General features: G+C 66.5%; 16 protein-coding genes and 4 pseudogenes. 9 read left to right on the top strand and 11 right to left on the bottom strand.

Going from position 1 to position 22943, the window contains the following annotated elements; all coding sequences use genetic code 11:
- Together KTN05_RS13160 and KTN05_RS13155 are read left to right on the top strand one after the other, a co-directional pair.
- A complete protein-coding gene (locus tag KTN05_RS13160) occupies nucleotides 1-648 on the top strand; it encodes a subtilisin (RefSeq protein WP_217329871.1) in 648 nt (215 codons plus the stop codon).
- Nucleotides 645-2378, top strand: coding sequence for an ABC transporter ATP-binding protein (locus KTN05_RS13155; RefSeq protein WP_217329870.1), 1734 nt, complete (start codon nucleotides 645-647; stop codon nucleotides 2376-2378). The genes KTN05_RS13160 and KTN05_RS13155 overlap by 4 nt, the downstream gene beginning before the upstream one ends.
- Here KTN05_RS13155 and KTN05_RS13150 read toward each other — a convergent pair.
- Entirely contained in the window at nucleotides 2285-3271 is a 987-nt protein-coding gene (locus KTN05_RS13150; RefSeq protein WP_217329869.1) for an AraC family transcriptional regulator, read from the bottom strand. The two genes, KTN05_RS13155 and KTN05_RS13150, sit on opposite strands and share 94 nt — an antisense overlap.
- A gap of 156 nt (nucleotides 3272-3427) precedes the next feature.
- Between KTN05_RS13150 and KTN05_RS13145 the strand changes: the two genes are divergently transcribed.
- Nucleotides 3428-4171, top strand: a complete 744-nt coding sequence (locus tag KTN05_RS13145) for a cytochrome b/b6 domain-containing protein (protein WP_217329868.1) — start codon at nucleotides 3428-3430, stop codon at nucleotides 4169-4171.
- Between the two features lie 397 nt (nucleotides 4172-4568).
- On the opposite strand, the pseudogene KTN05_RS13140 reads toward KTN05_RS13145, so the two are convergent.
- From KTN05_RS13140 to KTN05_RS13120, 5 genes and pseudogenes are all read right to left on the bottom strand, one after another.
- Nucleotides 4569-4937: pseudogene (locus KTN05_RS13140) on the bottom strand (acyl-CoA synthetase); the annotation flags it as partial.
- A 172-nt stretch (nucleotides 4938-5109) separates the two neighbouring features.
- Complete coding sequence (locus KTN05_RS13135; protein WP_217329866.1) at nucleotides 5110-6204, bottom strand: AAA family ATPase; 1095 nt, start codon at nucleotides 6202-6204, stop codon at nucleotides 5110-5112.
- 247 nt (nucleotides 6205-6451) lie between these two features.
- Nucleotides 6452-7071: pseudogene (locus KTN05_RS13130) on the bottom strand (DDE-type integrase/transposase/recombinase); the annotation flags it as partial.
- Nucleotides 7072-7317: 246 nt separating this feature from the next.
- Nucleotides 7318-8357: pseudogene (locus KTN05_RS13125) on the bottom strand (IS110 family transposase).
- A gap of 64 nt (nucleotides 8358-8421) precedes the next feature.
- A pseudogene (locus tag KTN05_RS13120) lies at nucleotides 8422-9030 on the bottom strand (transposase); the annotation flags it as partial.
- 401 nt (nucleotides 9031-9431) lie between these two features.
- On the opposite strand from KTN05_RS13120, the gene KTN05_RS13115 reads away from it, so the two are divergent.
- Entirely contained in the window at nucleotides 9432-12155 is a 2724-nt protein-coding gene (locus KTN05_RS13115; protein WP_217329865.1) for a hypothetical protein, read from the top strand.
- 301 nt (nucleotides 12156-12456) lie between these two features.
- Complete coding sequence (locus KTN05_RS13110; protein ID WP_217329864.1) at nucleotides 12457-12630, top strand: hypothetical protein; 174 nt, start codon at nucleotides 12457-12459, stop codon at nucleotides 12628-12630.
- 175 nt (nucleotides 12631-12805) lie between these two features.
- On the opposite strand, the gene KTN05_RS13105 is transcribed toward KTN05_RS13110, so the two are convergent.
- The 3 genes from KTN05_RS13105 to KTN05_RS13095 are packed head-to-tail and all read right to left on the bottom strand — an operon-like array spanning nucleotide 12806 to nucleotide 18274.
- Complete coding sequence (locus KTN05_RS13105; protein WP_217329863.1) at nucleotides 12806-16078, bottom strand: error-prone DNA polymerase; 3273 nt, start codon at nucleotides 16076-16078, stop codon at nucleotides 12806-12808.
- Nucleotides 16075-17598 (bottom strand): DNA polymerase Y family protein, encoded by a 1524-nt coding sequence (locus KTN05_RS13100; RefSeq protein WP_217329862.1) that lies wholly within the window; start codon nucleotides 17596-17598, stop codon nucleotides 16075-16077. Before KTN05_RS13100 ends, KTN05_RS13105 begins: the two co-directional genes overlap by 4 nt.
- Nucleotides 17513-18274, bottom strand: coding sequence for an ImuA family protein (locus KTN05_RS13095; protein ID WP_217329861.1), 762 nt, complete (start codon nucleotides 18272-18274; stop codon nucleotides 17513-17515). Before KTN05_RS13095 ends, KTN05_RS13100 begins: the two co-directional genes overlap by 86 nt.
- A gap of 225 nt (nucleotides 18275-18499) precedes the next feature.
- Here KTN05_RS13095 and KTN05_RS13090 point away from each other — a divergent pair, with 225 nt between their 5' ends.
- On the top strand, nucleotides 18500-19168 hold the full coding sequence (locus KTN05_RS13090; RefSeq protein WP_371823361.1) for an SOS response-associated peptidase: 669 nt from the start codon (nucleotides 18500-18502) through the stop codon (nucleotides 19166-19168).
- Between the two features lie 338 nt (nucleotides 19169-19506).
- On the opposite strand, the gene KTN05_RS13085 is transcribed toward KTN05_RS13090, so the two are convergent.
- Both KTN05_RS13085 and KTN05_RS13080 read right to left on the bottom strand, forming a co-directional pair.
- The gene (locus KTN05_RS13085; protein WP_217329860.1) at nucleotides 19507-20223 is read right to left on the bottom strand and encodes a hypothetical protein; all 717 of its coding nucleotides are present in this window, start codon (nucleotides 20221-20223) and stop codon (nucleotides 19507-19509) included.
- Nucleotides 20224-20394: 171 nt separating this feature from the next.
- Nucleotides 20395-20880 carry a fasciclin domain-containing protein gene (locus tag KTN05_RS13080; protein ID WP_217329859.1) on the bottom strand — a complete coding sequence of 162 codons (486 nt, stop codon included), beginning with the start codon at nucleotides 20878-20880 and terminating at the stop codon, nucleotides 20395-20397.
- A gap of 167 nt (nucleotides 20881-21047) precedes the next feature.
- Between KTN05_RS13080 and KTN05_RS13075 the strand changes: the two genes are divergently transcribed.
- From KTN05_RS13075 to KTN05_RS13065, 3 genes are all read left to right on the top strand, one after another.
- Nucleotides 21048-21626 carry an XRE family transcriptional regulator gene (locus KTN05_RS13075; RefSeq protein ID WP_217329858.1) on the top strand — a complete coding sequence of 193 codons (579 nt, stop codon included), beginning with the start codon at nucleotides 21048-21050 and terminating at the stop codon, nucleotides 21624-21626.
- A 156-nt stretch (nucleotides 21627-21782) separates the two neighbouring features.
- On the top strand, nucleotides 21783-22184 hold the full coding sequence (locus KTN05_RS13070) for a CopG family transcriptional regulator (RefSeq protein ID WP_217329857.1): 402 nt from the start codon (nucleotides 21783-21785) through the stop codon (nucleotides 22182-22184).
- A 25-nt stretch (nucleotides 22185-22209) separates the two neighbouring features.
- On the top strand, nucleotides 22210-22943 hold a 734-nt coding region (locus KTN05_RS13065; protein ID WP_217329856.1), incomplete at its 3' end, for a PHB depolymerase family esterase.

Here is a 22943-nt window from a genome sequence, read left to right as displayed (position 1 = left end):
ATGGGCGCCCCGCGCATCGGCATCGTGGACAGCGGCGGGCCCGCAGACGCGATGCGCGGCGCGCGCGCCTTCCTCAGCCACGGCGAGGCCGCGGCGGTGCCGGACCGGCTGGGTCATGGCACCGCCTGCGCCGCGCTGATCGCGCGCGCCACACCTGCCGCGCCGCTGCTGCACGCGCAGGTGTTCGGCGATCGTCCGGTCACGAGCGCCGACCGCGTCGCGCGCGCGATCCGTTGGCTGATCCCGCAGAGCGACCTGATCCTGCTGAGCCTCGGGCTGGCGGCCGATCGCATGGTGCTGGCGCAAGCCTGCGCCGAGGCGCGCCGCGCCGGCGCGGTCCTGGTCGCCGCCACCCCGGCGCGCGGCGGCCCGTGCTGGCCCGCGGCCTATCCGAGCGTCATAGCGGCCACGGGCGATGCCCGGTGCAGCTGGGATGAGCTGTCGCTGCTGCCGGGCGACCGGATCGGCGCATGGTGCGCCTCGCCCGAGCACGGCGGCACGGGGATGGGCGGGGCGAGCCTCGGCGCCGCCCGCATTGCCGGCCATCTGGCCGCCCACTGGCAGGACGCGCGCGGCGATGCCGCCGGCTGGCTTGCCGCCCGCGCGGTGCATATCGGGGCGGAGCGGCGCAACGCGGTCCCGGCATGAGCCTGCGCGACGTCCTTGCCCGGCTGGCGGCGCGGCGCGTCTTCGGCCCCGAGGCCGGGTGGCTCGCCCCGGTGATCGCGACGGCGCTGCCCGGGATCGGTGTCGTGCTCGCGACTTCGCTTGCGGCCGCGACGCTGGGGCTGGCGCCGCCATGGTTGACCAAGCAGCTCATCGACAAGGGGCTGCTTGCCGGCGATGCGGGGGCGCTTTGGCTCTACGCCGCGGCGCTGTTCGCGGTGGGGCTGGTCGCGCTGGGATCCGGCATGGTGAACAGCCTGCTGCATCTGCGCTACTCGGCCGCGATGCTGGCCGACCTGCGCGGACGGATGCTGGCTGCGGTGCTGGGGCAGACCGCCGCCCGCCCTGCACAGCAGGTCGGCGAGCTGATGGCGCGCCTCGATGGCGACACGGCCGAGATCCAGCGTTTCGCCTTTGACGGCCTGCTGGCCGCTGCGGGGTCCGTGTTCCGGCTGGCGGGCGGCGCGGCGATGCTGTTCGTGCTGGAATGGCGGCTGGCGTTGCTGGCGGTTGCCGCAGCGCCGCTGAACCTGATCTTCCTGTCCTGGGCACGGCCGCGCACGCAGGCGCGGGCCGAGGCCGTGCGCGACAGCCGCGGCGCGCTGTCATCCTGGCTGGTCGAGACGGTGGCGGGCCTGCCCAGCCTGCGCAGTATCGGGGCCGAGGCCACGCGGGCCGAGGGTTTTGCGCCGCTGCAGGCAACGCAGATCGTGCTGCTGATCCGCCAGCGCCGCTGGTTGGAGCTGACTGGCGCCGTGCCGCATTTGGTCAATGCCGTGGTGCGCTCGGCGGTGCTGGTGGCCGGGGGCCTGATGGTGATCGCGGGCACCTGGCCGCTGGGGTCGCTGATCGCCTTCCTCGCCTATATCGGCATGATGACCGGGCCGCTGCAGAACCTGCTCGGCCTCTATCACGCGCAGGCACAAGCCAAGGTCGCCCTGGCGCGGCTGTCAGCCCTGGCAGCGACCGAGGCTGCCGAAACCGGCGGCCGCAGCCCAGCGCCGGGACCGGGCGCCCTACGCTTCGTTGCGGCGCGCGCGCAGGCTGGGCGGCACCTGCCGGTGGAGCTGACGATTCGCGCCGGGCAGCGCGTGTTGCTGGACGGCCCCTCCGGCATCGGCAAATCGACGCTGGCGGCGCTTGCCGCAAGGCTGGCCGCGCCCGCACCCGGCGCCCGGGTGTTCCTCGACGGCGAGGATGTGGCGGGCCTCGACCCGGTTGCGCTGCGCCGCGCCGTCGCCATCGTGCCGCAATCTGCCGCCCTGTTCCGCGGCACGCTGGCCGACAACCTGCGCCTGGCCGACCCGGCCGCGGATGATGCCGCGCTGTGGCGGGCACTGGGCGACGCCGGCCTTGCCGGCCCGCTGCGGCAGCGCGAACAGGGCCTCGACACGCCGATCGCCGAGGCAAGCCGCAACCTTTCGGGGGGCGAGCGTCAGCGTATCGCGCTGGCCCGTGCCCTGCTGCTGCCGTTCCGCGTGCTGGTGCTGGACGAGAGCCTGTCCGAGGTCGACGCCGCCGCCGCCGCCGAGATCCTGTCCGCCATCATGCGCCGCCACCCCGAGCGCACGCTTGTCGTCATCGCCCATGCCGGCCCGGCGCGGGATCTGGGTTTCGATCAGGTGGTGACGCTGACCGTCGATCCTGCCTTCCGCAACGCGCGCGGGGATGCGCCGAACCAGCGCGAGAACGCGCGGGAGAACGCGGTATGATCGGAATATCCCAGCCGCATCGCGATCTCGATCATCGGCAGGTCGCTGCGCACCAGCAGGGCAAGGCCGACGTTGCGGCGGCAAACTTCCATAAGCTCCTGAAAGGACGTCCCCTCCGTATCCAGCTGCCGCCGCAGGGTGCGCCGCGAGACGCCCAGATGGCGGGCGATGGCGTCCTGGTCCGTCGCCTCCTGGCCGATGCGCTCCAGCAGCGTATGCAGGACGCGGTGGCTCGCGGGCTGCCGCATCCAATCGGCGTGGATCTGCACCTGAAGCCCGTGCATCGCCTGGCGGAACGCCGCGGTGGTGTCGGGCATGGCGGCCGTCGCCGGGCGGTCGAGCAGCCGAGCCGGGAAGCTGATCGCGTTGGTCTCGGACACGCGGGCGACGGCGCCCATATGCGAGGCGAGCGCCGCACCGGCGGCCTGCGGCTCATGCTCGAACGCCACGTTGCAAGAGTGACTGGCCTCGGGCGCGAAGCGGCGGACCATGCCCGCGACCACGCCGAGCGTCAGCTCGGCATCCGCACGGCGCGGCCAGATGTCGTTGTCGAGGATACGGTAGTGGAAGCTGGCCGTGTCATCCGTGACCTCGAACGCGACGGCCGAGGTCGACTGCAGGGCGCCGAAGCCTCGCTGGTAAGCGCGCACTGCCGCGCCGAGGGTCGGCGCGAGCGCCACAGGGCCGCCAAGCGGGCCCAGATCGGGCAGCGGCATCACCTCGCCTGCGCGCCAGATCGCGAGGGGGTTGGTCGAACTGGCCGCAATCGCCTCCAGCCTGACGACGAAATCGGACAAGCGCATGGTCGGGTCGGGCCCGGACGTGGGCCGTTCGGGCGACAGGTCGTTGCCGAGCGCGAACAGCGGCTTGGAAACGATCCACGAGCCTTCCACCCCAAACTCCTCCCTACCCAGAGGAAGCATCCCCCCCGGTCCCGATTCCGTCAACGGTGCTGACCGGCATCCGGCACAGTATTGCTTGAGAGGAGAAAACCGCGTGTCTGACGTCAACGGCTCATCGACGGAAAAGCTGTCGCGGGAGGCGACGCCGTGAACCCGGCGTCCAAGGAGGTGCCGGCGATATGTCCACGCGCCTCCGAGGCGCCGTCGAATGCCGCGGCACGCCATGCTGCAGGCCGCAGTGCCGGCATGAGCCTTGTCCGTTACATCCTGATCGCCCGCGTCCTGCACTGGGTGGTGGCCGTCCTGATCATCGTCACGATCGGTGTCGGGCTCTACGGGGACATGATGCCCTACAGCGCGGGGGCGGCCTCTGCCCGCTCGACCTTCGTCTATGCCTTACACAAGACGCTTGGCATCGCTGCCCTCGCGGTCGCGCTGCCCTTCGCGGTCTGGCTTTTCCTGAGCCCGGCGCCGCGCAAAGTAGGGGGGCGGGTCGGATGGCCGGCCGCCCTCTGGCGGATCACCTATTGGGGGCTGTTCTTCGGAATGCTCCTGCAGCCGGTCACCGGCTCGCTGTTACATTCCAACGGACCCTCCTGGGGCTTCGCCCCGATCCTGTGGCCGCTGCCGCCGCGCGTGCCCGGCATTCCCGACAGCTTTGCGTCCAACCCGGTGGTCGCCGCATTTCATCGCGACGGCTGGTGGCTGTTCGCCGGCCTGACGATCATCCACGTCCTCCTGTATTTCAGGCGCCGCCGGGACCGGAAGCGTCGAGGAACGCAACCGGCAAGGATTCAGGCTGAAAGGGATTGGGGTTGGCTGCTGCGACTGTCTCCTGCCGCAGGTCTGGCCATGTGGGTCATCGTGGCCGCGATGGGTTGGCCTGGGTAAAGGGCGCCTTCAGCCCCCGAGCCGCTTGGGTGCGCGATCGCTTACAGCGTAATCCGGACGTTCGAGACGCGCACCTGCCGGCCTCGACGATGCTGCCCGTGAGGCTGGCGATGGTTCCGACGGCGACGCGCCACTTTGACCCTCCGACCACAGCAGAACCGATCGCCATCGCCGTCATGCCAGAGGTGCCGATGCCAGCGAGCGCGCTGCCGATCTCGCCGGTTGTCGATCACAGCACCCGCGAGAACTGGCCGCGGTGCATCAGGCGGGCCTGATGCACCCGATGACATTCGCCGATTCCTTCAGCGGGGCGAGCAGCGCCGCACTTTCCGACGGCTTTCCTGTCGGCGCGCGGCACCCGCAGGCAGACACCCGCCGACGAGTGCCGCCATTCAGCCCGCCTGGCTTGGCGCAGCCGGAACTTCTGGATCTTTCCGGTCGAGGTCCGCGGGATCGTCGTGAAGACGACATCCGTAGGGCATTTGAAAGGCGCGAGGTGCTGGCGCGACCAGGCGATCAGCTCGGCCTTGTCGGCGCTTGCGCCCTCCTTCAGCTCGACATAGGCGACCGGGGTCTCGCCCCATTTCTCGTGCGGATGCGCCACGACGGCGCAGGCCAGAACCGCCGGATGCGCGTAGAGCGTGTTCTCGACCTTGATCGACGAGACGTTCTCGCCGCCCGAGATGATGATGTCCTTCGAGCGGTCCTTCAACTGGATATAGCCATCGGGATGGATCACGCCGAGGTCGTCCGAGTGGAGCCAGCCGTCCGATGCTCAGGCTATCCTGCATGCAAAACGACTGCGCCGCTGTTCCGATCTTCTCGCTAACGTGCGGCAACCGCTTCAGGAAGTTGTCCCTGTCCGTTGGTCACGATCTTATCTTCGTGTCCACGAAACCGGCAGCAGGCCATTTTGACTTCATCCCGGCGAAGCCTGCTCAATGACGAACTGGGCCGCTTTCCAGGTCATCCGCTAGCAAGAGCAGCCGCTGCGCGACGCGAAGGCTTAGAGCAGATTCGTGGTGAGAAACGCGGTCGAGGGCTTCGACGATAGCGTCGATTGAGGCGTCAGACAGGTTTCGTTCGCCGCCCTGACGGCGAACAAAATTTATCAGCTCGGCCTGGGAGAGGTTGCGCAATTTGAGAGGTGGGCATCTGCTCAAAAGAGGGGCAGGCAGCCGACTGGAGTCGTTCGATGTCAGAACCCACGTCACCCAACCCACGTCAAAGCGAACTTGGTAGTAGGGGCAACTCCAGTTCTTGGCACTAAGGGGCTCAAGTAGCGGAAGCAGCGCCTCCGCCAACCCGAATGACTGGCCATTTCGCGACGTCGGCTGTCCAGCCTTTTCGACTTCATCGATGATGACCACCGGATTGGCGACCCTTGCCCGAATGATCGTTTCGACCAGCCGACCAGGGTATGCGCCGCTCCATCCCCGCTGAGAGCCCACCATGCCAAAAGAGGCATTTTCGGTTGTGGCCTCAATTACGGGAGACGGTGTTCCGATTAGCTCCCCCAAGCGCCGCGCCCAGTGGCTCTTCCCGATGCCGGCTGGCCCATCCAGCAGCATCGGCGGAATGGTCAGGCCAGAAGCCCCTTCACGCACAGACCGGCGCATCGCACGCCACGCGAGTTCCGTTGCAGGCGCCATCCAAGGCATCTCCTCGTGGAGTTTGGCTGCCAGTTCATCGGCTTCATGCTCGCTGTTGATGCTGATGAGAGTAGCGCCTCCTCGTAGGCTTTCCAGCCTCTCTCGATCCTCTTTCTTGAGGTGCGACAGACCGGACGCGGCTTGCCTCCGGTCGATAATGAACTGAGCGCGGCGCTGGATACGCGTCACGTCGCTGCGGCGGAGTTCTGACCTTCTGGAATGGTCAGCGTCCAGACCGTCGTCGGATTTTTCGTTGGCTACTGGGAGATCCGGATTCCGTCGCCGGCGCCGAAGCAGAAAATCGGAAAACCGCATCTCCAAGGAAACGCGGGTTTCGTCAGGATTGAAAAACCGTGCTTGTATGACCGGAATGCGTTTCATCTTATGACCTGCACGGCGTGGCGCGCAGACTGCAGCTGCCGGTCCGGTATCGCTGGGGATGAAACGCTCATAAGGTGGGAAATAGTGGGCACGGGACCTCCTTGCACTCGTCTCTATCAGAGAATGGTCAAGGATCCTGCTTTCTGCCACGGTTCACTTCATTATGGATCAGCGAGAATCCAAGGTCAACAGCGTCTGCACGAATGCACAAATCCACCCGTGGTCTTGCCCCCGTTTCGCCGGACACTCAGGCGGTTGCGGTTTGAGCTGCGATGAACTCGCGCGGCGAGCGCATCTTCAGCCCTGAGTGCGGGTGGTTGTTGTTGTAATCCTCGATCCAGCCTCCGATCAATCCGAGGACGGTCCGGGCATCGGGCAGCGGCGTGACCTGGACGTAATCGCGTTTCAGCGTCTTCACGAAAGCCTCCGAGATGCCGTTGCTCTGGGGGCTCTGCACCGGCGTGAAGCAGGGTTTTAGACCAATCTGGCGGGCGAAGATCTGCGTGTCCCTGGCGATGTAAGGCGAGCGTTGTCGGACAGCATCTCGATGACCCCAGGCGCACGGTATGTGCCGAACCGGCGCTCGACGGCCTCGAGTATGATGTCGCGGATCTCGGACCCGCTGATCCCCGCATTGACCACAGCCCGCCAGGCAATGATCTCGCGGTCATGGGCGTCGATGATGAATGCGCCCCGGACGATGTCGCCGTTCCAGCAGGTGAACTCGAACCCGTCGCTGCACCAGCGCAGGTTCGAGCGCATCACGATGACCTTGCCGTCGTGAACATGTTCGGGGCGGATGGAATACTTCCGTGCCAGCAGCAGATTGTGGGCCTTCATGATCCTGTAGACCCGCTTGTCGTCTAATTGTCGTCTAATTGTGCAAGCCAACTTCCAGAGCTCTTGATCGATTCTCCGCCGGCGGATCGTTGTCGTCTTCGCGGTCAGGTCGGATGCCCGCCGCATGAGTGGCGCTCGATCGAACGGCGTCTCGATGTGATTCTCGCGGTTCCGATCCAAGGAACGGCTGCAAAGCGGGTCGCGAGATCGCCGGGGCCATGCTCTGGGAGCTTGGCGTTCTGTCGGCCTGTCAGCTTTGTTCACTCGCCTCCTTCATGTTGATGTCCGACCTGCATCATATGGCCGCGGCTCGAAGCTCGTGCCGTCGCGCATCATCCTGAACAGGATGACAGCCAGCTTTCTGGCGAGCGCCACCCGTGCCTTCCAGAATCCCGACCGCTTAGCGAGCTGCAGCGCCCAATCGCGCAATCCAAGGTCGCCACGTGTCCGGTAGAGGATCACGGAGGCTGCTTCAAAAAGAAGGCTGCGTGTGAGGCGGTCGCCGCACTTCGAGATGCGACCACCAATGCCAACCTCGCCGGACTGATACCGTTTCGGCGTCAATCCCAGATAAGCGCCCACATCCCTGGCGCGGCGGAAGCGGGAGGGATCCTCGATCGCTGCGGCAAACGCGATCGCGGTCAGAGGACCAACGCCAGGCGCACCGGTCAGGCGCCGACAGGTCTCGTTCTCTCGAGCGATCCGGGCGAGTTGCCGGTCGAAGACGCGGCGCTGATCTCGCAGGACGGCCAATGTCGCAAGTAAGCTCTCCAGAAGGTTCCTCACCAGCGGATCGTCGGTCAGTCCCGCCCGAACCGCGCGATCGAAGGCAGCTCCCTTGCCGGGCGGGACAATGATCCCGAACGTCTTCGCCAAGCCTCGGATCTTGTTGATGAGCGCCGTGCACATCCCGACGACCTGTTGCCGGGCCACGAGGATGGCGCGCACCCGGTGGGTCGCCATCGATTTCATGGGAACGGGCTCATACCAACCCGATCGCACCAGCTGCGCCAGGCCGCGGGCATCGTTCCTGTCGGTCTTGTTGACCTGAAGCTTGAGGGCTGCTGCCGCCGGCGTGCATGGATACAATCCAGCGGAACCTTCACGTTGCGCAAACCGTGCCAGAGCCAGACTGCAACGGGGCCGGTCTCCATGCCCGCCCGTTCGAGCTCGGGCGCATGTCGAGCAAGCGCATCTGCGATCGTCTCGATCCGCGTGGGCACCTTGCCCTGCCAGACGACTGCGCCGGCAGCATCAATCACGCAGATCGCGGTTTCCTTTACGGAAACATCCAGTCCTGCATAGTGCGTCATTGACCATCCTCCTCTTCAGCGACGACGCAGAGTAGCAGACGGTGACCTCCTCCAATTACGCCATGTGATTGACTGGCGACAGGTTCTCCGAACGAAGTTGCCGGTTCAGGATCGCAGTAATCCGCCGGTAGCCGTAGGTGGGTCGTGCCGCCAGCAGCACCATGATCATTGGCACCACCGCCGCGTCCTGCGCCTTGTGATAGCGCCGACGCGGCTTTGTCCTGCCTTGCAGCCGGTCGATCAGGTTGGAACGGGCCACGCCCAGGGTGTCGGCCACGACCTTCACTGGAAATCGCCCCTCAGCGGCGACCGCGCGAGCAAGGTGGGTTTTTTTGAGCGTGCCTTGTCCAGGGCCTCGCGCAGGATCTCGGCCTCCAGCGTCTTGCGACCCAGGTGGCGCTCGAGTTCCCGGATCCGGTCCTCCATCTGTCGGACGGTCCGATTGCTGGTCACATCGTCATCTTCGGACACGGCCACGGCTCCCCCATCCAGCATCAGACGACGCCAACGATAGAGCAGGTTCGGCGCAACGCCATTACGGCGGGCAACCAACGAAATGCTGGCCCTCGTCCAGCGTCTCCTCGACGATGCGCAGCTTCTCGGCCGCGCTCCAGCGACGACGACCGCCGTCAGTGATGATCTCGATCTCAGACATGAGCACGTGCTCAGGCATATGCCTAAGCCTCCATGGCTATGCCCAGGTGTCCGGCCGAAACGGGGGCCAGTTCAACCCGTGCATGGGCCGGCGCCGATACAGACGCTCAGCGTTACAAGCGTTACGCGGTTACAACACTGCAAGTGAACAAAAATGCCGTAACGGCCTTTGATCCGGCCTGTTACGCCTGGCGTTCAGGAGGTTATCCACATTCATCGCCAAACCCGATGCTCTTGCAGCTTGCCCCAAGGTTGGGCTGCTGACTAAGATATGCCGTGACGATGTCATGCGGATCACCGCGTCGAGTGGGTGCTCGGCGCGGTGAGGATCGGGAGAGTTTCGACGCTGCTCCTGTTCCTTCGCTAGCACCGTCTCAAAGCGATGTCAGCCCCATTTGAGGGTAAAGAGGGAAATAAAATATGAATGATTTTTCTGCGCCGCCGTCGGTGGCGTCGAGCACGGCCGTGACCCAGTCGGTTGCTGTGCCTGTGACTATCGTGACCGCGACGCGGCCGACGATCCTGTCGAAGCGCTATGCCCTGAATGGAGCCGGCGAACTCGAGAAGCTGGACGGCGGTGGGAAGCTGGCCGAAGGCAGGATCCAGGTGCGTGAGGTCGACGGCTTGGCCGGGCTTGCGCGCTTGTTGCCGACCCTGAACTCGGCACAGGCACTCATTTACGGAGTTCCTCGTGACCCCGGTGCGAGGCAGATCACGACGAAGAACCTGATCGCGGAGGCACCGGACGGCACGACTACGCGGACGAACGACGCGTTTGGCTGGCCGGAAGGACCGGGCGTAATGATGCTCGACTATGATCCGGAACCGGGGAAGGAAACTCTGTCGCGTGAGGAGTTGATTGAGGCGATCCGGCGGGTCGCACCTAGCCTCGCCGACCACCGGATGCTGAGTTGGCTGTCCGCATCGTCTGCGATCTATCATGACGAGCGTGAGCTCCATGGGGTGAGGGGGCAGCGGATCTGGCTCGCCGTTGCAGATGCATCCGATATCCCGCGAGCCGGTGGCGTCCTCGCCGCTCGCTTCTGGCTGGCCGGATACGGCAACATTCGGGTGTCCTCGAATGGCAGCATGTTGGAGCGCACGCTGGTCGACACGGCAGTCTGGCAGCCGAACCGGCTGGACTTTGCAGGAGGTGCAGAATGCGCGGCACCCTTGGACCAGAGGCGGGGGCACCCGGAACTGATCGAAGGCGCCCGGGAGATCGTTGATACGAAGCTGGCACTTGCCGATCTTTCCGTAGACGAACAGAGGCGTGTTGAGGCGCTCAAGGAAGCTGCGCGGGCAGACAAGAAGAGTGAGGCGAGTGCTCGCAGGGCGGAGTGGGTAAGGCGCCGCAAAGGCGAAATGCGGAAGGCTCTTGAGAAAGGTGCGGGCGGCGAGCTGAGCGACACTTTTCTCGAAGAGGTGCTGGAGCAGGCGCTCAGGTCGAAGGAGTTGCAGGCAAGCTATATCATCCATGTAGAAATGGAGAACGGCGTCGTCCCTCTGGCCGTGAGCGACATCCTGGCGGACCGCGCCTTGTATCACGGTCGCTTGTGCCGAGATCCGCTGGAGCCGGATTATGACGGGGGCCGCCTTGTAGGAAAAATTTTCGCGAAGGGCAGGTGGCCCGTCATTCATAGCTTTGCCCGGGGTCCGGCGATCTACCGCCTGATGGGCGACCGGATCCCGATCGAGTTTGGGCCTGGCGGGACCTCGCAGCTAGTCTTTGACATCGTCGAGCGCCTGAAAGCGAATTCGAACTACTTCGATTATGGAGAGCATCTCGCGCTGGTCGATGATGGTGGCCTCCACGTGCTGACTGAAGACAGCCTGCGGTATCAGCTCGGCTTGGAGTTCAGGTTCCTCAAAGAAGCGAGAGGCAGGTCAGTCGAATGCGAGCTACCTCCTGCGGTCGCGCGCCAGATTCTTGCAATCCGGGGTCGCCGCGGCCTGAAGGCGCTAGAGGGTGTGCTCACCGGACCGACGATCCGTCCCGATGGGAGCGTCCTGGACAAGCCGGGATATGACCCCGCCACCCGGCTGTATCTCGACCTGCCCGACGAGCGCTGCGCTATACCCGAGAAGCCCAGCTTGCCCGACGCTAAGAGAGCACTCGAGATGCTGATGGCGCCATTTTCCCAGTTTCCCTTTGTCGACAACCTGGCCCGGGGAGCGCATCTTGCCGCGCTGCTGACCGCCGCCGTCCGGCCAGTGCTGCACACGGCGCCCGCTTTCGGCTATGATGCTCCCACTGCAGGTAGTGGAAAAACCCTTCTCGCTTGTAGTGCTTCGGCGTTGGTGGAAGGGACGCGGCCCGACGTTTGGCCCCATGCCAAGAGCGAAGAGGAACGCAGGAAGCGCATCATGGCTGCTCTGCTGTCCGGCGCGCGAGCGTTCATCTGGGATAATATCGTTGGAGATTTCGACAGCCCGGCGATCGCCGCGCTGCTGACTGGCTCAGGTTTCACGGACCGGGTGCTCGGGAAGTCCGAAGCGCAAAGGATACCGAACAGGTTGTTCGTCACCATGACCGGCAACAACCTGGTCATCGCGGGTGACCTGATGCGCCGCGTCATCGTCTGCCGTATCGACGCGGGAACGGCAGAGCCCTTTGCCCGGACGTTCGACAGCGACCCCCTGGTCACCTGTCTGAAGGAGAGAGACACGTTGCTCGCGGCCGCTTGCACGTTGATCCGCGCGCGGATGGTGCTCCAGCCGGATCCGCTCGGACCGGGACGCCTCGCGGCATTCGAGGAGTGGGACAACCTGGTGCGGCAGACGGTCATCTGGGCAGGCCGTGTTCTGGAGCCTGGCAGTTACGGGGACCCGCTGGACCTGATCCGCGTATCATATGCCGACGACCAGGATACCGCATCTCTGTCGGCACTGCTCGAGGGACTGCGTGCAAGCTTCGCTGATACGGCGTTCAGCGCCAAAGATGTTCTCGGAAACATCGACTCCGCTGACATGGAAGCGGCGATCGAAGATCTCGGCGGAGAGCGGGCCCTGATTTCGGCCCGTAGCATGGGACGCGTTCTGAAGAAATGCCTGGACCGGCCGGTGAGCGGGATGCGCTTGGTCGCAAGGCGGGGAAACAGCAACTGCCTCGAATACCGCATTCACATCGACCAAGCGGAGTAATAACAAGATGCGCCCCGGGAGGGGCGCGTCGCTTCTCCTGACTATCTGTGCGTTGTCAAATCCCTGTTGCATCGGATTGGGCGAAGCATTAGCATCGTCCCCATGATGAACCGGATGTTGCATATCTTTAGACTCTAAAACCAGCCTGGCGGGTGGTGAAAGTATGTAGGCAGTATCCAGGACGTCATCGAGATCTTCAGCGGGATTTAAGAATTTAGAATCTGGTCGAGTGCTCTCTCTCGATCTGAATCGAATTTGCGCTGCCCTGCATGGGGCGGCATCGCGCATGGAGATACAGCGGATGAAACTGTCCACCGCCGCCGTTCAGATTCTTGCCGCCGTGGGTTCCCTTCCGGGCGCTCTGGAATTGCTCGCGCCTGCCGCGCGGCTGATCTGGAGCGAGGGTCCCCAGCTGGCAGACTGGATCGGCATCTGCGCTGACCTGATCGCGTCGATTGCGAATGTTGTGGCGTGACAAGTGCCGGCAACGATCTGCCGGGGTTTTCCGGGTTTCCGGGTTTGTTTTCTACGATCCTGGAGTTAAAGACAGAACAGACTATCTGCTCACACATATGCTAGAAGGCAGTCCCGGAAACCCGGAAAACCCGGACCGGCGAATTTGACCTGCAAAAAGCGGATCCGATGTTGCGTCACCGGAAGTCCCGCGTCTTCACCCTTATCGCGTCGATATGCAGGTCCGGGATGAAGATGTCGCGGGTGCGCAGCCCCTTGGAGGGCTGAGTGCGCTGATCGGCGGGGGCAGCACCATGACGGATCTCGTCACCCCTCCCGTGCGGGAGCGAGAAGGCCGCCTGCCGGTCTCCCACGCCGGCCAGCTCCCGCGACAGGTCGGTGATCCGGTGGGCGACCAGGTGGACGACTTCGCCCTCGCGCTGGATGCGGCCCTTCACCGCGATCATGCCGGCGGAGAGGACGATGCGGCGGTGCTGCTCGAACACCTTCGGCCAGACCACCAGGTTGGCGATGCCGGTTTCGTCCTCGAGGGTGATGAACATCACGCCCTTGGCAGAACCGGGGCGCTGGCGGACGAGGACAAGCCCCGCCGCTTCCAGCCAGCGACCGTCACGCGTGTCCATGGCCTCCCTGCAGGTGACGATGCGCCGGCGGCGCAGGTCCTCGCGCAGGAAGGCGACCGGATGCTCGCGCAGGCTGAGGCCGCTGCGGCTGTAATCCTCCACCACCTCGCGCCCGATCGCCATGGGACGCAGCGCGATGGCGGGCTCGTCGGCCTCGGGAACTGACGCACCCTCGCGCTGCGAGGCGGCGGCGAACAGCGGCAGTTCCCCGTCACGCAGGCCCTTGATGGCCCAGAGCGCCTCGCGCCGGGCAAGGCGGAGGCTCGGGCGGAAGCCATCTGCCTCGGCGATCCGGGTGAGGGCCGCGACCGGCACACCTGCGCGGCGCCAGAGGTCGTCGGCCGAGGCGAAGGGGTGATCTCCGCGGGCCGTCACGATGGCGGCGGCGTGGGTATTGGCCAGCCCCTTCACCATGCGCAGGCCGAGGCGGACGGCGAAGCGGCTGTCGTCCCCGGTGGGTTCCAGGGTGCAGTCCCAGCGGCTGGCATTGACGCAGACCGGGCGCACCTCGATGCCGTGGTCGCGGGCGTCGCGCACAATCTGCGCGGGGGCGTAGAAGCCCATCGGCTGGCTGTTCAACAGCGCCGCACAGAACACGTCAGGGTGCCAGCATTTGAGCCAGGCGGAAGCATAGGCGATCAGCGCGAAGCTCGCCGCGTGGCTCTCGGGGAAGCCGTAGCTGCCGAAGCCCTCCAGTTGCCGGAAGGTGCGCTCGGCAAAGTCGGGATCGTAGCCGCGGGCCACCATGCCGCTGACCAGCTTGTCCTTGAAGGCCGAGACCCCGCCGGTGAACTTGAAGGTCGCCATCGACTTCCTCAGCAGGTCGGCCTCACCGGGGGTGAAGCCCGCGCATTCGATCGCGACCCGCATCGCCTGCTCCTGGAACAGCGGCACGCCGAGCGTCTTGCCCAGCACCGTCTCCAGCTCCGCCGTGGGATACTCGACCGGCTCGAGCCCGGCCCGCCGGCGCAGATACGGATGGACCATGTCGCCCTGGATCGGACCGGGACGGACGATGGCGACCTGCACGACCAGGTCGTAATAGGTGCGCGGCTTGAGACGCGGCAGCATCGACATCTGCGCCCGGCTCTCGATCTGGAAGGTGCCGAGCGTGTCCGCCTTGCGGATCATCGCGTAGGTGCGGGGATCCTCGGCGGGGATCGTGGCGAGATCGAGGTTGATCCCCTTGTGATCCGCCAGCAGGTCCAGCCCGCGCCGCATGCAGCTGAGCATGCCGAGCGCCAGCACATCGACCTTCATGAACCGCAGCGCGTCGATGTCGTCCTTGTCCCATTCGATGATCTGCCGATCTTCCATCGCGGCGGGCTCGATCGGCACGAGATCGTCGAGCCGGTCATGGGTCAGGACGAACCCGCCCGGGTGCTGGCTGAGATGCCGGGGCGCGCCGCGCAGCTGGGCCGCCAGTTCCATCGTCAGGCGGATGCGGCGGTCGCCGGGATCAAGGTTCAGCTCGGCGATCTGGGCGTCGGTGACGCCCTCCTCGGACCACGCCCAGAGCTGCGAGGCGAGGGCCTGGATCAGGTCCTCGGGCAGGCCCATCGCCTTGCCGACATCGCGCAGCGCGCCTTTCGCGCGGTAGCGGATCACCGTCGCGCAGAGGGCGGCGCGGTCGCGGCCGTAATGGTCGTAGACCCACTGGATGACTTCCTCGCGGCGCTCGTGTTCGAAGTCGACGTCGATGTCGGGCGGCTCGTGGCGCTCCTCGCTGACGAAGCGCTCGAACAGCAGGTCGTTGCGGCCGGGATCGATCGAGGTGATGCCGAGGACGTAGCAGACCGCCGAGTTGGCGGCCGAGCCGCGCCCCTGGCAGAGGATGCCGCGAGAGCGGGCGAAGCGGACGATGCTGTGGACAGTCAGGAAGTAGGGCGCGTAGGCGAGCCGGCCGATCAGCGTCAGCTCGTGGTTCAGCGTGGCGGTGACGTCGTCGGGGACACCCTCGGGATAGCGCTCGCGGGCGCCGGCCCAGGTCAACTGCTCCAGCGTCTGCTGGGGGGTCAGCGCCGGATCGTCGCATTCCTCGGGATACTGGTAGGCCAGCTCATCCAGCGAGAAGCGGCAGCGGTCTGCGACCTCCAGCGTGCGGGCGAGCGCCTCGGGGTAGCGCGCGAACAGCCGCGCCATCTCGGCGGGGGGCTTGAGGTAGCGGTCGGCATGGCGCTCGCGGCGGAAGCCGAGCTCCTCGACGGTGCTGTTGTGGCGAATGGCGGTGATCACGTCCTGCAGGATGCGGCGGCCGGGCTCGTGATAGAGCACGTCGTTGGTGACCACGGTGGCGACGCCCAGCCGCGCCGCGAGGGCCGAAAGCTCGTGCAGCCGCAGCTGGTCGTTGGGGCGCCGGCGCAACGTCAGCGCGAGATAGGCACGGTCCCCGAACCCGTCCCGCAGACGGCGCAGTTGCAGGGCGCAGCTGTCGCACGCGAGATCCGGCACCAGCACCGCGATCAGCCCTTCGCCATAGGCGACCAGGTCCTCCCAGGTGAGATGGCACTTGCCCTTGCCGGCGCGGCCCTTGCCGAGCGTCAGCAGACGGCAGAGCCGGGCGTAGGCGGCCCGATCCGTCGGATAGACCAGCACCCCCATGCCGCAGCCAAGATCGAGCCGGCAGCCGACGATCAGCCGCACCCCGGTCTCCCGTGCCGCCTCGTGGGCGCGCACGATCCCCGCCAGCGAGTTGCGGTCGGTGACCGCAACCGCCTCGATCCCCATCAGGGCGGCGGTGGCAAACAGCTCCTGTGCCGAGGACGCCCCGCGCAGGAACGAGAACTGCGAGGTCACCTGCAGCTCGGCGTAACGCGTGCCGGTCATCCGAACACCCCATGCAGGAACCAGCGGTGCGAACCGGTGGCCGCGTCCTCGCCGTCGCCGGCCCGGAAGATCCAGTAGCGCTCGCCGGCATCGTCCTCGACCCGGAAGTAGTCGCGCACGGCGATCATCTCGGCATCGCGCTTCCACCACTCACCGAAGATCCGCTCCGGCCCGTCGGCGCGGCGCACCCGGCGGCGCACGCCGCGCCAGGCGAACCAGGACGGGGGATGGTCGGGCAGCAGCGCCATGGTCTCGATCGGCTCGGGACGGGGCAGCAGCCGCGCGGGACGCGGCCATTGACCAGGCCAGCCGGCGCCGGTCTCCTCGGCGAGTGCCGGGATGCGGCGGACGGAGCGCTCGGGCACATCGCTGGCCACGGGGGCGAAGCGGTAGATCGCGCGGGCGCCGACGCGGTTGGCGAGCCTGTCGATGAGGCCTGCGAGATCGGGCGCAGGCTCCTCCAGCAGGCTGCTCGGCGCCTGCTTCGGCACCAGCGGTTCGGTGAGGATGGCCGACAGCGTCATGATCTCGATGCCGAGGCCGGGGGCGATGGTCTCGATCTTCTCGCAGAGCAGGCGCGTGAGGTGCCGCGGATCGCGGGCCGGCCTTGCCAGTCCGATGCGGACGATCTGCCTGTCGTTGTCGATCCGGTGGCAGATGAGGTCCAGCCGGTGGGCGCCGAGGCCGGATGCCTCCAGCCTCTCGCAAAGCGCCACGACCAGCTTGCCGATATAGCGGGCGATGGTCTCGGCGGCGGCGATCGGCTCGGCGAAGCTGCGGCGGACCTCGACCAGCCCGGCGGGCCGCACCGGGTCGATGGGTTCGGCGAGGTCGCCCAGGGCCTGATCCAGCCGTCGGCAGAGCTCCGGCCCGAAGCGGCGGGTCAGCGGCGCGCGGGGTTGGCCGATCAGGTCACCGATGCGGGCAAAACCGAGATCGCGCAGGCCGGCGGAGAGGACGGGCGAGAGCCGCAGGGCCTCCAGCGGCAAGGGCGCCAGCACCGCCTCGGTCGCGCCGGGTGCGGCAAGGAAGGTCGGGTTTGCCGTATAGCGGGCCAGTCCGTGCGCCGCGCCCCAGGTATCCGCGATCGCCGCCCTCGCCTGAACGCCGGACATGGCCAGCCGACCGACCAGCGCCTCCAGCATCGCCGCCTCGCCAGCATGCAGATGATCGGCGCCGGTCGAGTCGATGACGATGCCGTCGGGCGGGTCCACCGCCACGACCGGGCTGAACCGCTGCAGCAGCCACAGGGCGAGCCGCTCCAGGCTCGCGGCATCGGCCGCCGGATCGGAAGCTTCGATGGCCAGCCCCGGCACCAGCGCCTGCGCCGTGCTGACCGGCATGCCCGCGCGCAGCCCCAGCGCCTGCGCCGCCTCATCCACGGCGGTCAGCACCCGCCGGTTGCCGACCCGGCCGGCCAGGACCAGCGGTAGCTCAGCCGGCGGCGCTGCGTCGTCCGCCTGCCGCCGCAGCCGGTCCGTCGGCCAGGTCGGCAGGTAGACCGAGATGACCCGTGCCATCGCATGCCTCCAGTTCGATATCGAGACTCTCCCCCGCCCGCGCCCGGATCAGCTCGACGAGCCAGCGCTCACGCCCGAGGCCGGGCACCGGCAAAGGGGACGACGGCAGGACCGAGACCCGCCACCGGGTCATCGCCGCAGTCGGCTGACCGAAGTCGCTGGCCTCCGCCTGCCGCCGCCACCGGCGGAGCGCGAGGCCTATCGTGCCGCCTTCCCGCGCGGCTAGATGCAGCCGCCGCGAGGCGGTCATCGGCAGCTTCGGCACCTCGCCGACGACGGCACCAAGGCCGCCATGGCGCAGCCCTTCTTCCATGCAGGCGAGCACCGCCTTGTCGTCGCCCGCCTCGACATGGATCACCCGGTCGGGCGGCAGTCCCGCCTGCTCCAGCCCCGGCGCGAATAGGTCCTGATGCACCACGCACCAGAGCACCGGGCCGGAGAGCCGCGCGGCGATCCCGGCCGCGAAACAGGCTGCCGCCGCCCCGTCGATCGCCCCGTTGCCGCCACCCGCAACCTCATGCAGGCAGCCCAGCGCCAGGCCTCCACCGGCCAGCCTGCGGTCAAGTTGCGGGATGCCGAAGGGCAGCGCCCCGCCCGCCGGGCCGCCCTCGCCCTCGATCCGGGCGATGTGTGCGCGCAGCGCAGCGATGGCGGAACGGTTGGCCTCGGAGGGCATAAGGTGGTGGGCTCGACTTCGGTGCGGATGTAGTTCCCTGTTTGTTCTTGCGCGCGAGGAGAGTCAATCGCAGGTTCGGCGCCGCGAGCCCCGCGCCCTGGTAGGGCCCCGTTGCAGTCGGTCTCGAGAGACGTATGTTGCATCTGGAGACTGAGTGCCGCTCGCGCAGGCAGACGAGATACCTGGTGGCAAGCGATCTGGTCAGAACGCGGCTACCATCCTGAAGTGCATGGGGCCGTCCACATCTGTAATCTGTATAATCTCACCACGAACCAGCAGGCGATCCGGGACCTTGTCCGGATCACCCGCGACAGCATCGGCAATCTCGAGCCGAGCCTCGACGTCTACCCGGATCGGCCCGCGCCAGTCATCCGCAACACCGCGGCTGGGCCCGAGCTCGCAAGGCTGACCTGGGGCATGCCCACGCCGCCGCAGTTCCTGAAGGCGCCGGGTGCGCCCGACACCGGCGTCACCAACATCCGCAACACCTCAAGCCCCCACTGGCGTCGATGGCTCGGGGTCGAGAGCCGCTGCGTCGTGCCCGCCACCGCCTTCTCGGAATATGGCCAGCTCCCTGATCCCGTTACCAGGCGCAAGCCGCTCCACTGGTTCGCGCTGGACAAGAGCCAGCCGCTGTTCTTCTTTGCCGGGATATGGACAGCGTGGCATGGGACGCGCGGATCGAACCGCACCCCGCGCGAGGGGAGGCATGAGCTGTTCGCGTTTCTGACGACCGAGCCGAACGGGGTGGTTCGGCCGATCCACCCCAAGGCAATGCCGGTCATCCTGACCACGCAGGACGAGGCCGAGACCTGGCTCACCGCCGACTGGGGCGAGGCGAAGCGGCTGCAACGTCCATTGCCCGAGGGTCTCCTGAGGGAGGTTGTGCGGTAGGTTCGGCCCGACGGTGATGCACCGGCTGGTGTCAGAACGATTCTTCGAAGGTCAGCAGTGGGCGGAAAGCAGTCTAACGGCTGTGCGGCATGGCAGCTGCAGCAACGAGGGGAACCGGTCATTCAGCCCCGGCGCAGCATCCTCGGCACCGGATGAGCTCGATGGGCGGAAATCGGACCTTGCATCCGCGGCAAGCTCGACCGCGGCATTGGCCTGATGTCCGTCATGCTTGACGGCAAGTCGCGGGTCGGGGCGCTACCCAGGGGCCTCTGGAGCACGCCATCCGTCGCTTGTCTCTACGGCGCTGGACCGGGGCCCACTGCCGGGCCGCTCGGCGTTCAGGGCAAGCTGGCCGGGGTGGTCGGCCGCAGCCAGCTTAGCGCGCCGAGCGCTGCGATCCCGGCCGTGCAAATCAAGATCATCAGCCAGTCCCGGGCGGAGGCGTTGACCACGATGATCCCGAAAAGCGCCCAGCTCACGGCGGCCCGGTATGCCCAGTTGACGGGTCCTCTCGCCGATATAGTCAGCGCGACCGCGAGAACCGCGACGATCATCAGCACTGCGGCCGACTGCGCGTCCAGCACCCCGTAGCCGGTCAGCACGATCGAGACTGCCACGCCCGAAGCGGCCGTCAGCCAGCCTGCGTAAAGACCCAAGGGCACTCCCTCGCGCCAGCCCAGTCCGGCTCTCTGCATCGCCAGAACCGCGCCTACGGCCATTACAAGGATCATCACGGTGGAGACGACGGGCGCGGATGTTGCCACCTCGATCCACGGAATCCCGACTGCCAGGCTGATCCCCAGCGGCCAGGCGGCGCGGTGCCATCCGGGCATGTCAGCGGGTCGCGCTAAGGCCCAGGTTGAGGCGAGGATCAGGCTCAGGTAGATCATGCCCCAGATCGAGAATGCCCAGCCGACCGGCTGCAACGGCCATCTCTCCACCTGCACTGGAAAGCTCTCCGGGTAGAACCCGCCAAAGCCGCTCGCTAGCACCGGCGACAAGGCAAAGGCAATCGACAGCAACAGGACGGCAAACCGTCGGACCTGGTTGTTCATGCAGTCTCCTGTGGGCTGGCGGAGCATGGCAAGCGTTACTCCCCGAAAGCTCATGGCTTCGGACGATGAACGCATATGGACGATGCACGGCAGGCGTGCCGCACTTCGCCTTCCCAGATCCGAACCTTTCGGAGTAGCCGGCGCCGTTGCCGGCGCCAGCTACCTTGATCTTCAGCCCTCCGGCGGCAGCAGCACCTGGTCGATGACATGGATCACGCCGTTGCTGGCCGCCACGTCGGTCGCGGTCACATTGGCCTCGTTCACCTTAACCGCGCTGCCATCGACCTGAACGTCGATCATCTTGCCGTTGACGGTGGGCGCCTCGTCAAGGCCGATCACGTCAGCGGCGTTAACCGTGCCCGGCACCACATGGTAGGTGAGGATGTCGATCAGCTGCTGCTTGTTCTCGGGCTTCAGCAGCTCGTCGACGGTGCCGGCAGGCAGTCCGGCAAAAGCGGCGTCGGTGGGGGCGAATACCGTGAACGGGCCCTCGCCCTTCAGCGTGGTCACGAGGTCGGCCGCCTCGAGCGCGGCGGCAAGGGTGGTGAAGTCACCCGCGCCGACCGCGGTGTCGACGATATCCTTGTCTGCAGCCTGCGCCGGAAGGGCAGCGGCGAGGCCGATCAGGGCGGCGGCGAAAGCGTGCGTCAGTCTCATGGTGGAATCTCCTTGATGAAGCGTGCCGGCGTCATCTTGACCGGATGAGATTTCATGTAGCTCAAGGTATTTTTCCTGCCAAGAAAATATCGCGTGGATAAACAAGTTTCTATTGACAGTTGAATACTTGCTTCAACAATGTCCTGCAGTGAAAAAGGAGGTGGGTCGTGCTCTCGGATACGCTGACGATGGAACTGGAGAGCTATCGGATCGGACCTCGAATCAGGGCGCTGCGGAAGCAGAAGAAGCTCGGACTGGCGCAGCTCAGTGAGCACACCGGACTCTCACCGGCCATGCTCTCCAAGATCGAGCGCGGGCAGCTGTTCCCGACGCTCCCGACCCTGGTGAGGATCGCCCTCGTGTTTGGCGTGGAGCTGGGGCACTTCTTCAACAGGGAAGGGCCGCGCGTCGCGGTGACCCGCAAGGGTGAGCGCGTGCGTCTGCCGATCCCGGCCGGCGATGCGTCGCCCCCCTATTTCCTGGAGAGCCTCGACTATCCCCTGGCTGAACGGCGGATGGAGGCTTTTCTGGCAGACTTCCCGCGCGACGCCGTCGCGTCGGCGCCGCATCAGCACGGCACACAGGAGTTTGTCTATGTCCTCAGCGGCACGCTGCGCGTCGACGTTGATGGCGAGCAAACGACCCTGGGTGAGGGCGATGCGATCGCCTTCAACTCGGATGCTCCTCACAGCTACCAGCGAGACGGCACCGGTAGCTGCCGCGCTATCGTCGTGACCCTGACATGACCGTTCGATCCGCCGCTCCCGACTGACCGACCATCAGACCTGTGTCACCCATCGGTTGATTACAGGGCCGCGCCGAAGGGCTGGGTGCGCTGTATGTGTCTTGCCAAGCGCGACCGACATCCATATACCATCTGTATGGATGGTCAGTGAGCCCGCATGAAACCCGCAAAGCAACCCGACAACGAGAAGATCACCATCAACCTGGGTCACGTCGATCTCGGGCGGATCGACCTGCTGGTGCAGGAAGGCTTCTATGGCAACCGAAGCGACTTCATCCGCACCGCGATCCGCAACCAGCTGACGGCCGAGGCGGATGCCGTCAGCCGCTCGATCGAGCGGCACACGCTGGAGATGGGCTTGCGCGACGTGACCCGCAGCGAACTGGAAGCGGCGGTCGCCAAGGGCGAGACGCTGCATATCAAGGTGGTGGGGCTGGCACGGATCGCGTCCGACATCAGCCCGGATCTGGCGCGGGCGGCGATCGGCTCGCTGACGGTCCTCGGCGCGTTGCAGGCACCGGCGGCGATCAAGGCGGCCCTGAAGGACCGCATCACATAGGGGCTGCGGCCTCGGAGAGACGGACATGAACAGCCACTTGGCGGCGGCGATGAGCCGGGCGCTGGAACAGACGCGTGCCGGCAAACCCGGTGAGGCCACCCGGCTCATCCAGGCCGTGCTGGCGGGCGATACGGTCCAGCCGGACCATACGGCGGCATTGGATGGGCCACCTTCGGCGTTCCTGCGCCGTCCCTCAGCCGAGATCGCGGATGCAGAGGTGGTCGAGGTGCATCCGCCCCGCCGCTCCGGGTTCCCGTTCGCGGCGCAAGAGGCGATGCCGGGCAGTCAGGCCGGACCCCGGTTCGATCCGGCCGATCTGCAGCGGATGCTGGGCAATCCGGGCTGCATGGCCCCGCAGGGTCTGCCCGATCTGGCCGTTCTCGGGCAGGGGCTGCGCGGCATGAACGCGCGGCCCCATGTGCCCGAGGGCGCGCGCTACGAGACGCGCAGCTTCACCTCGGCGCATGGCGCGCGCGACTATCGCCTCTTCGTTCCCTCCAGCCGTCCCGAGGGGCCGAAGGGGCTGGTGCTGATGCTGCATGGCTGCACCCAGAACCCGGACGACTTCGCCTCGGGCACCGACATGAACAGCCACGCGGAACGCCACGGGCTGATCGTGGTCTATCCCCACCAATCCCGCGCCCATAACGCGCAGGGCTGCTGGAACTGGTTCCGCCCCGAGGACCAGCGCGCCGAAGCGGGCGAGGCCGCGCTGCTGGCGGCGCTGACTCGCGCGGTCGCGGTCGAGTTCTCGGTGCC

Source organism: Paracoccus sp. Z118 (genome assembly GCF_019061185.1).
In the GTDB taxonomy this organism is placed as follows: Bacteria; Pseudomonadota; Alphaproteobacteria; order Rhodobacterales; family Rhodobacteraceae; genus Paracoccus.
Note: the sequence above shows the minus strand (reverse complement) of the source record. Positions and strands in the feature narration are given on the sequence as shown.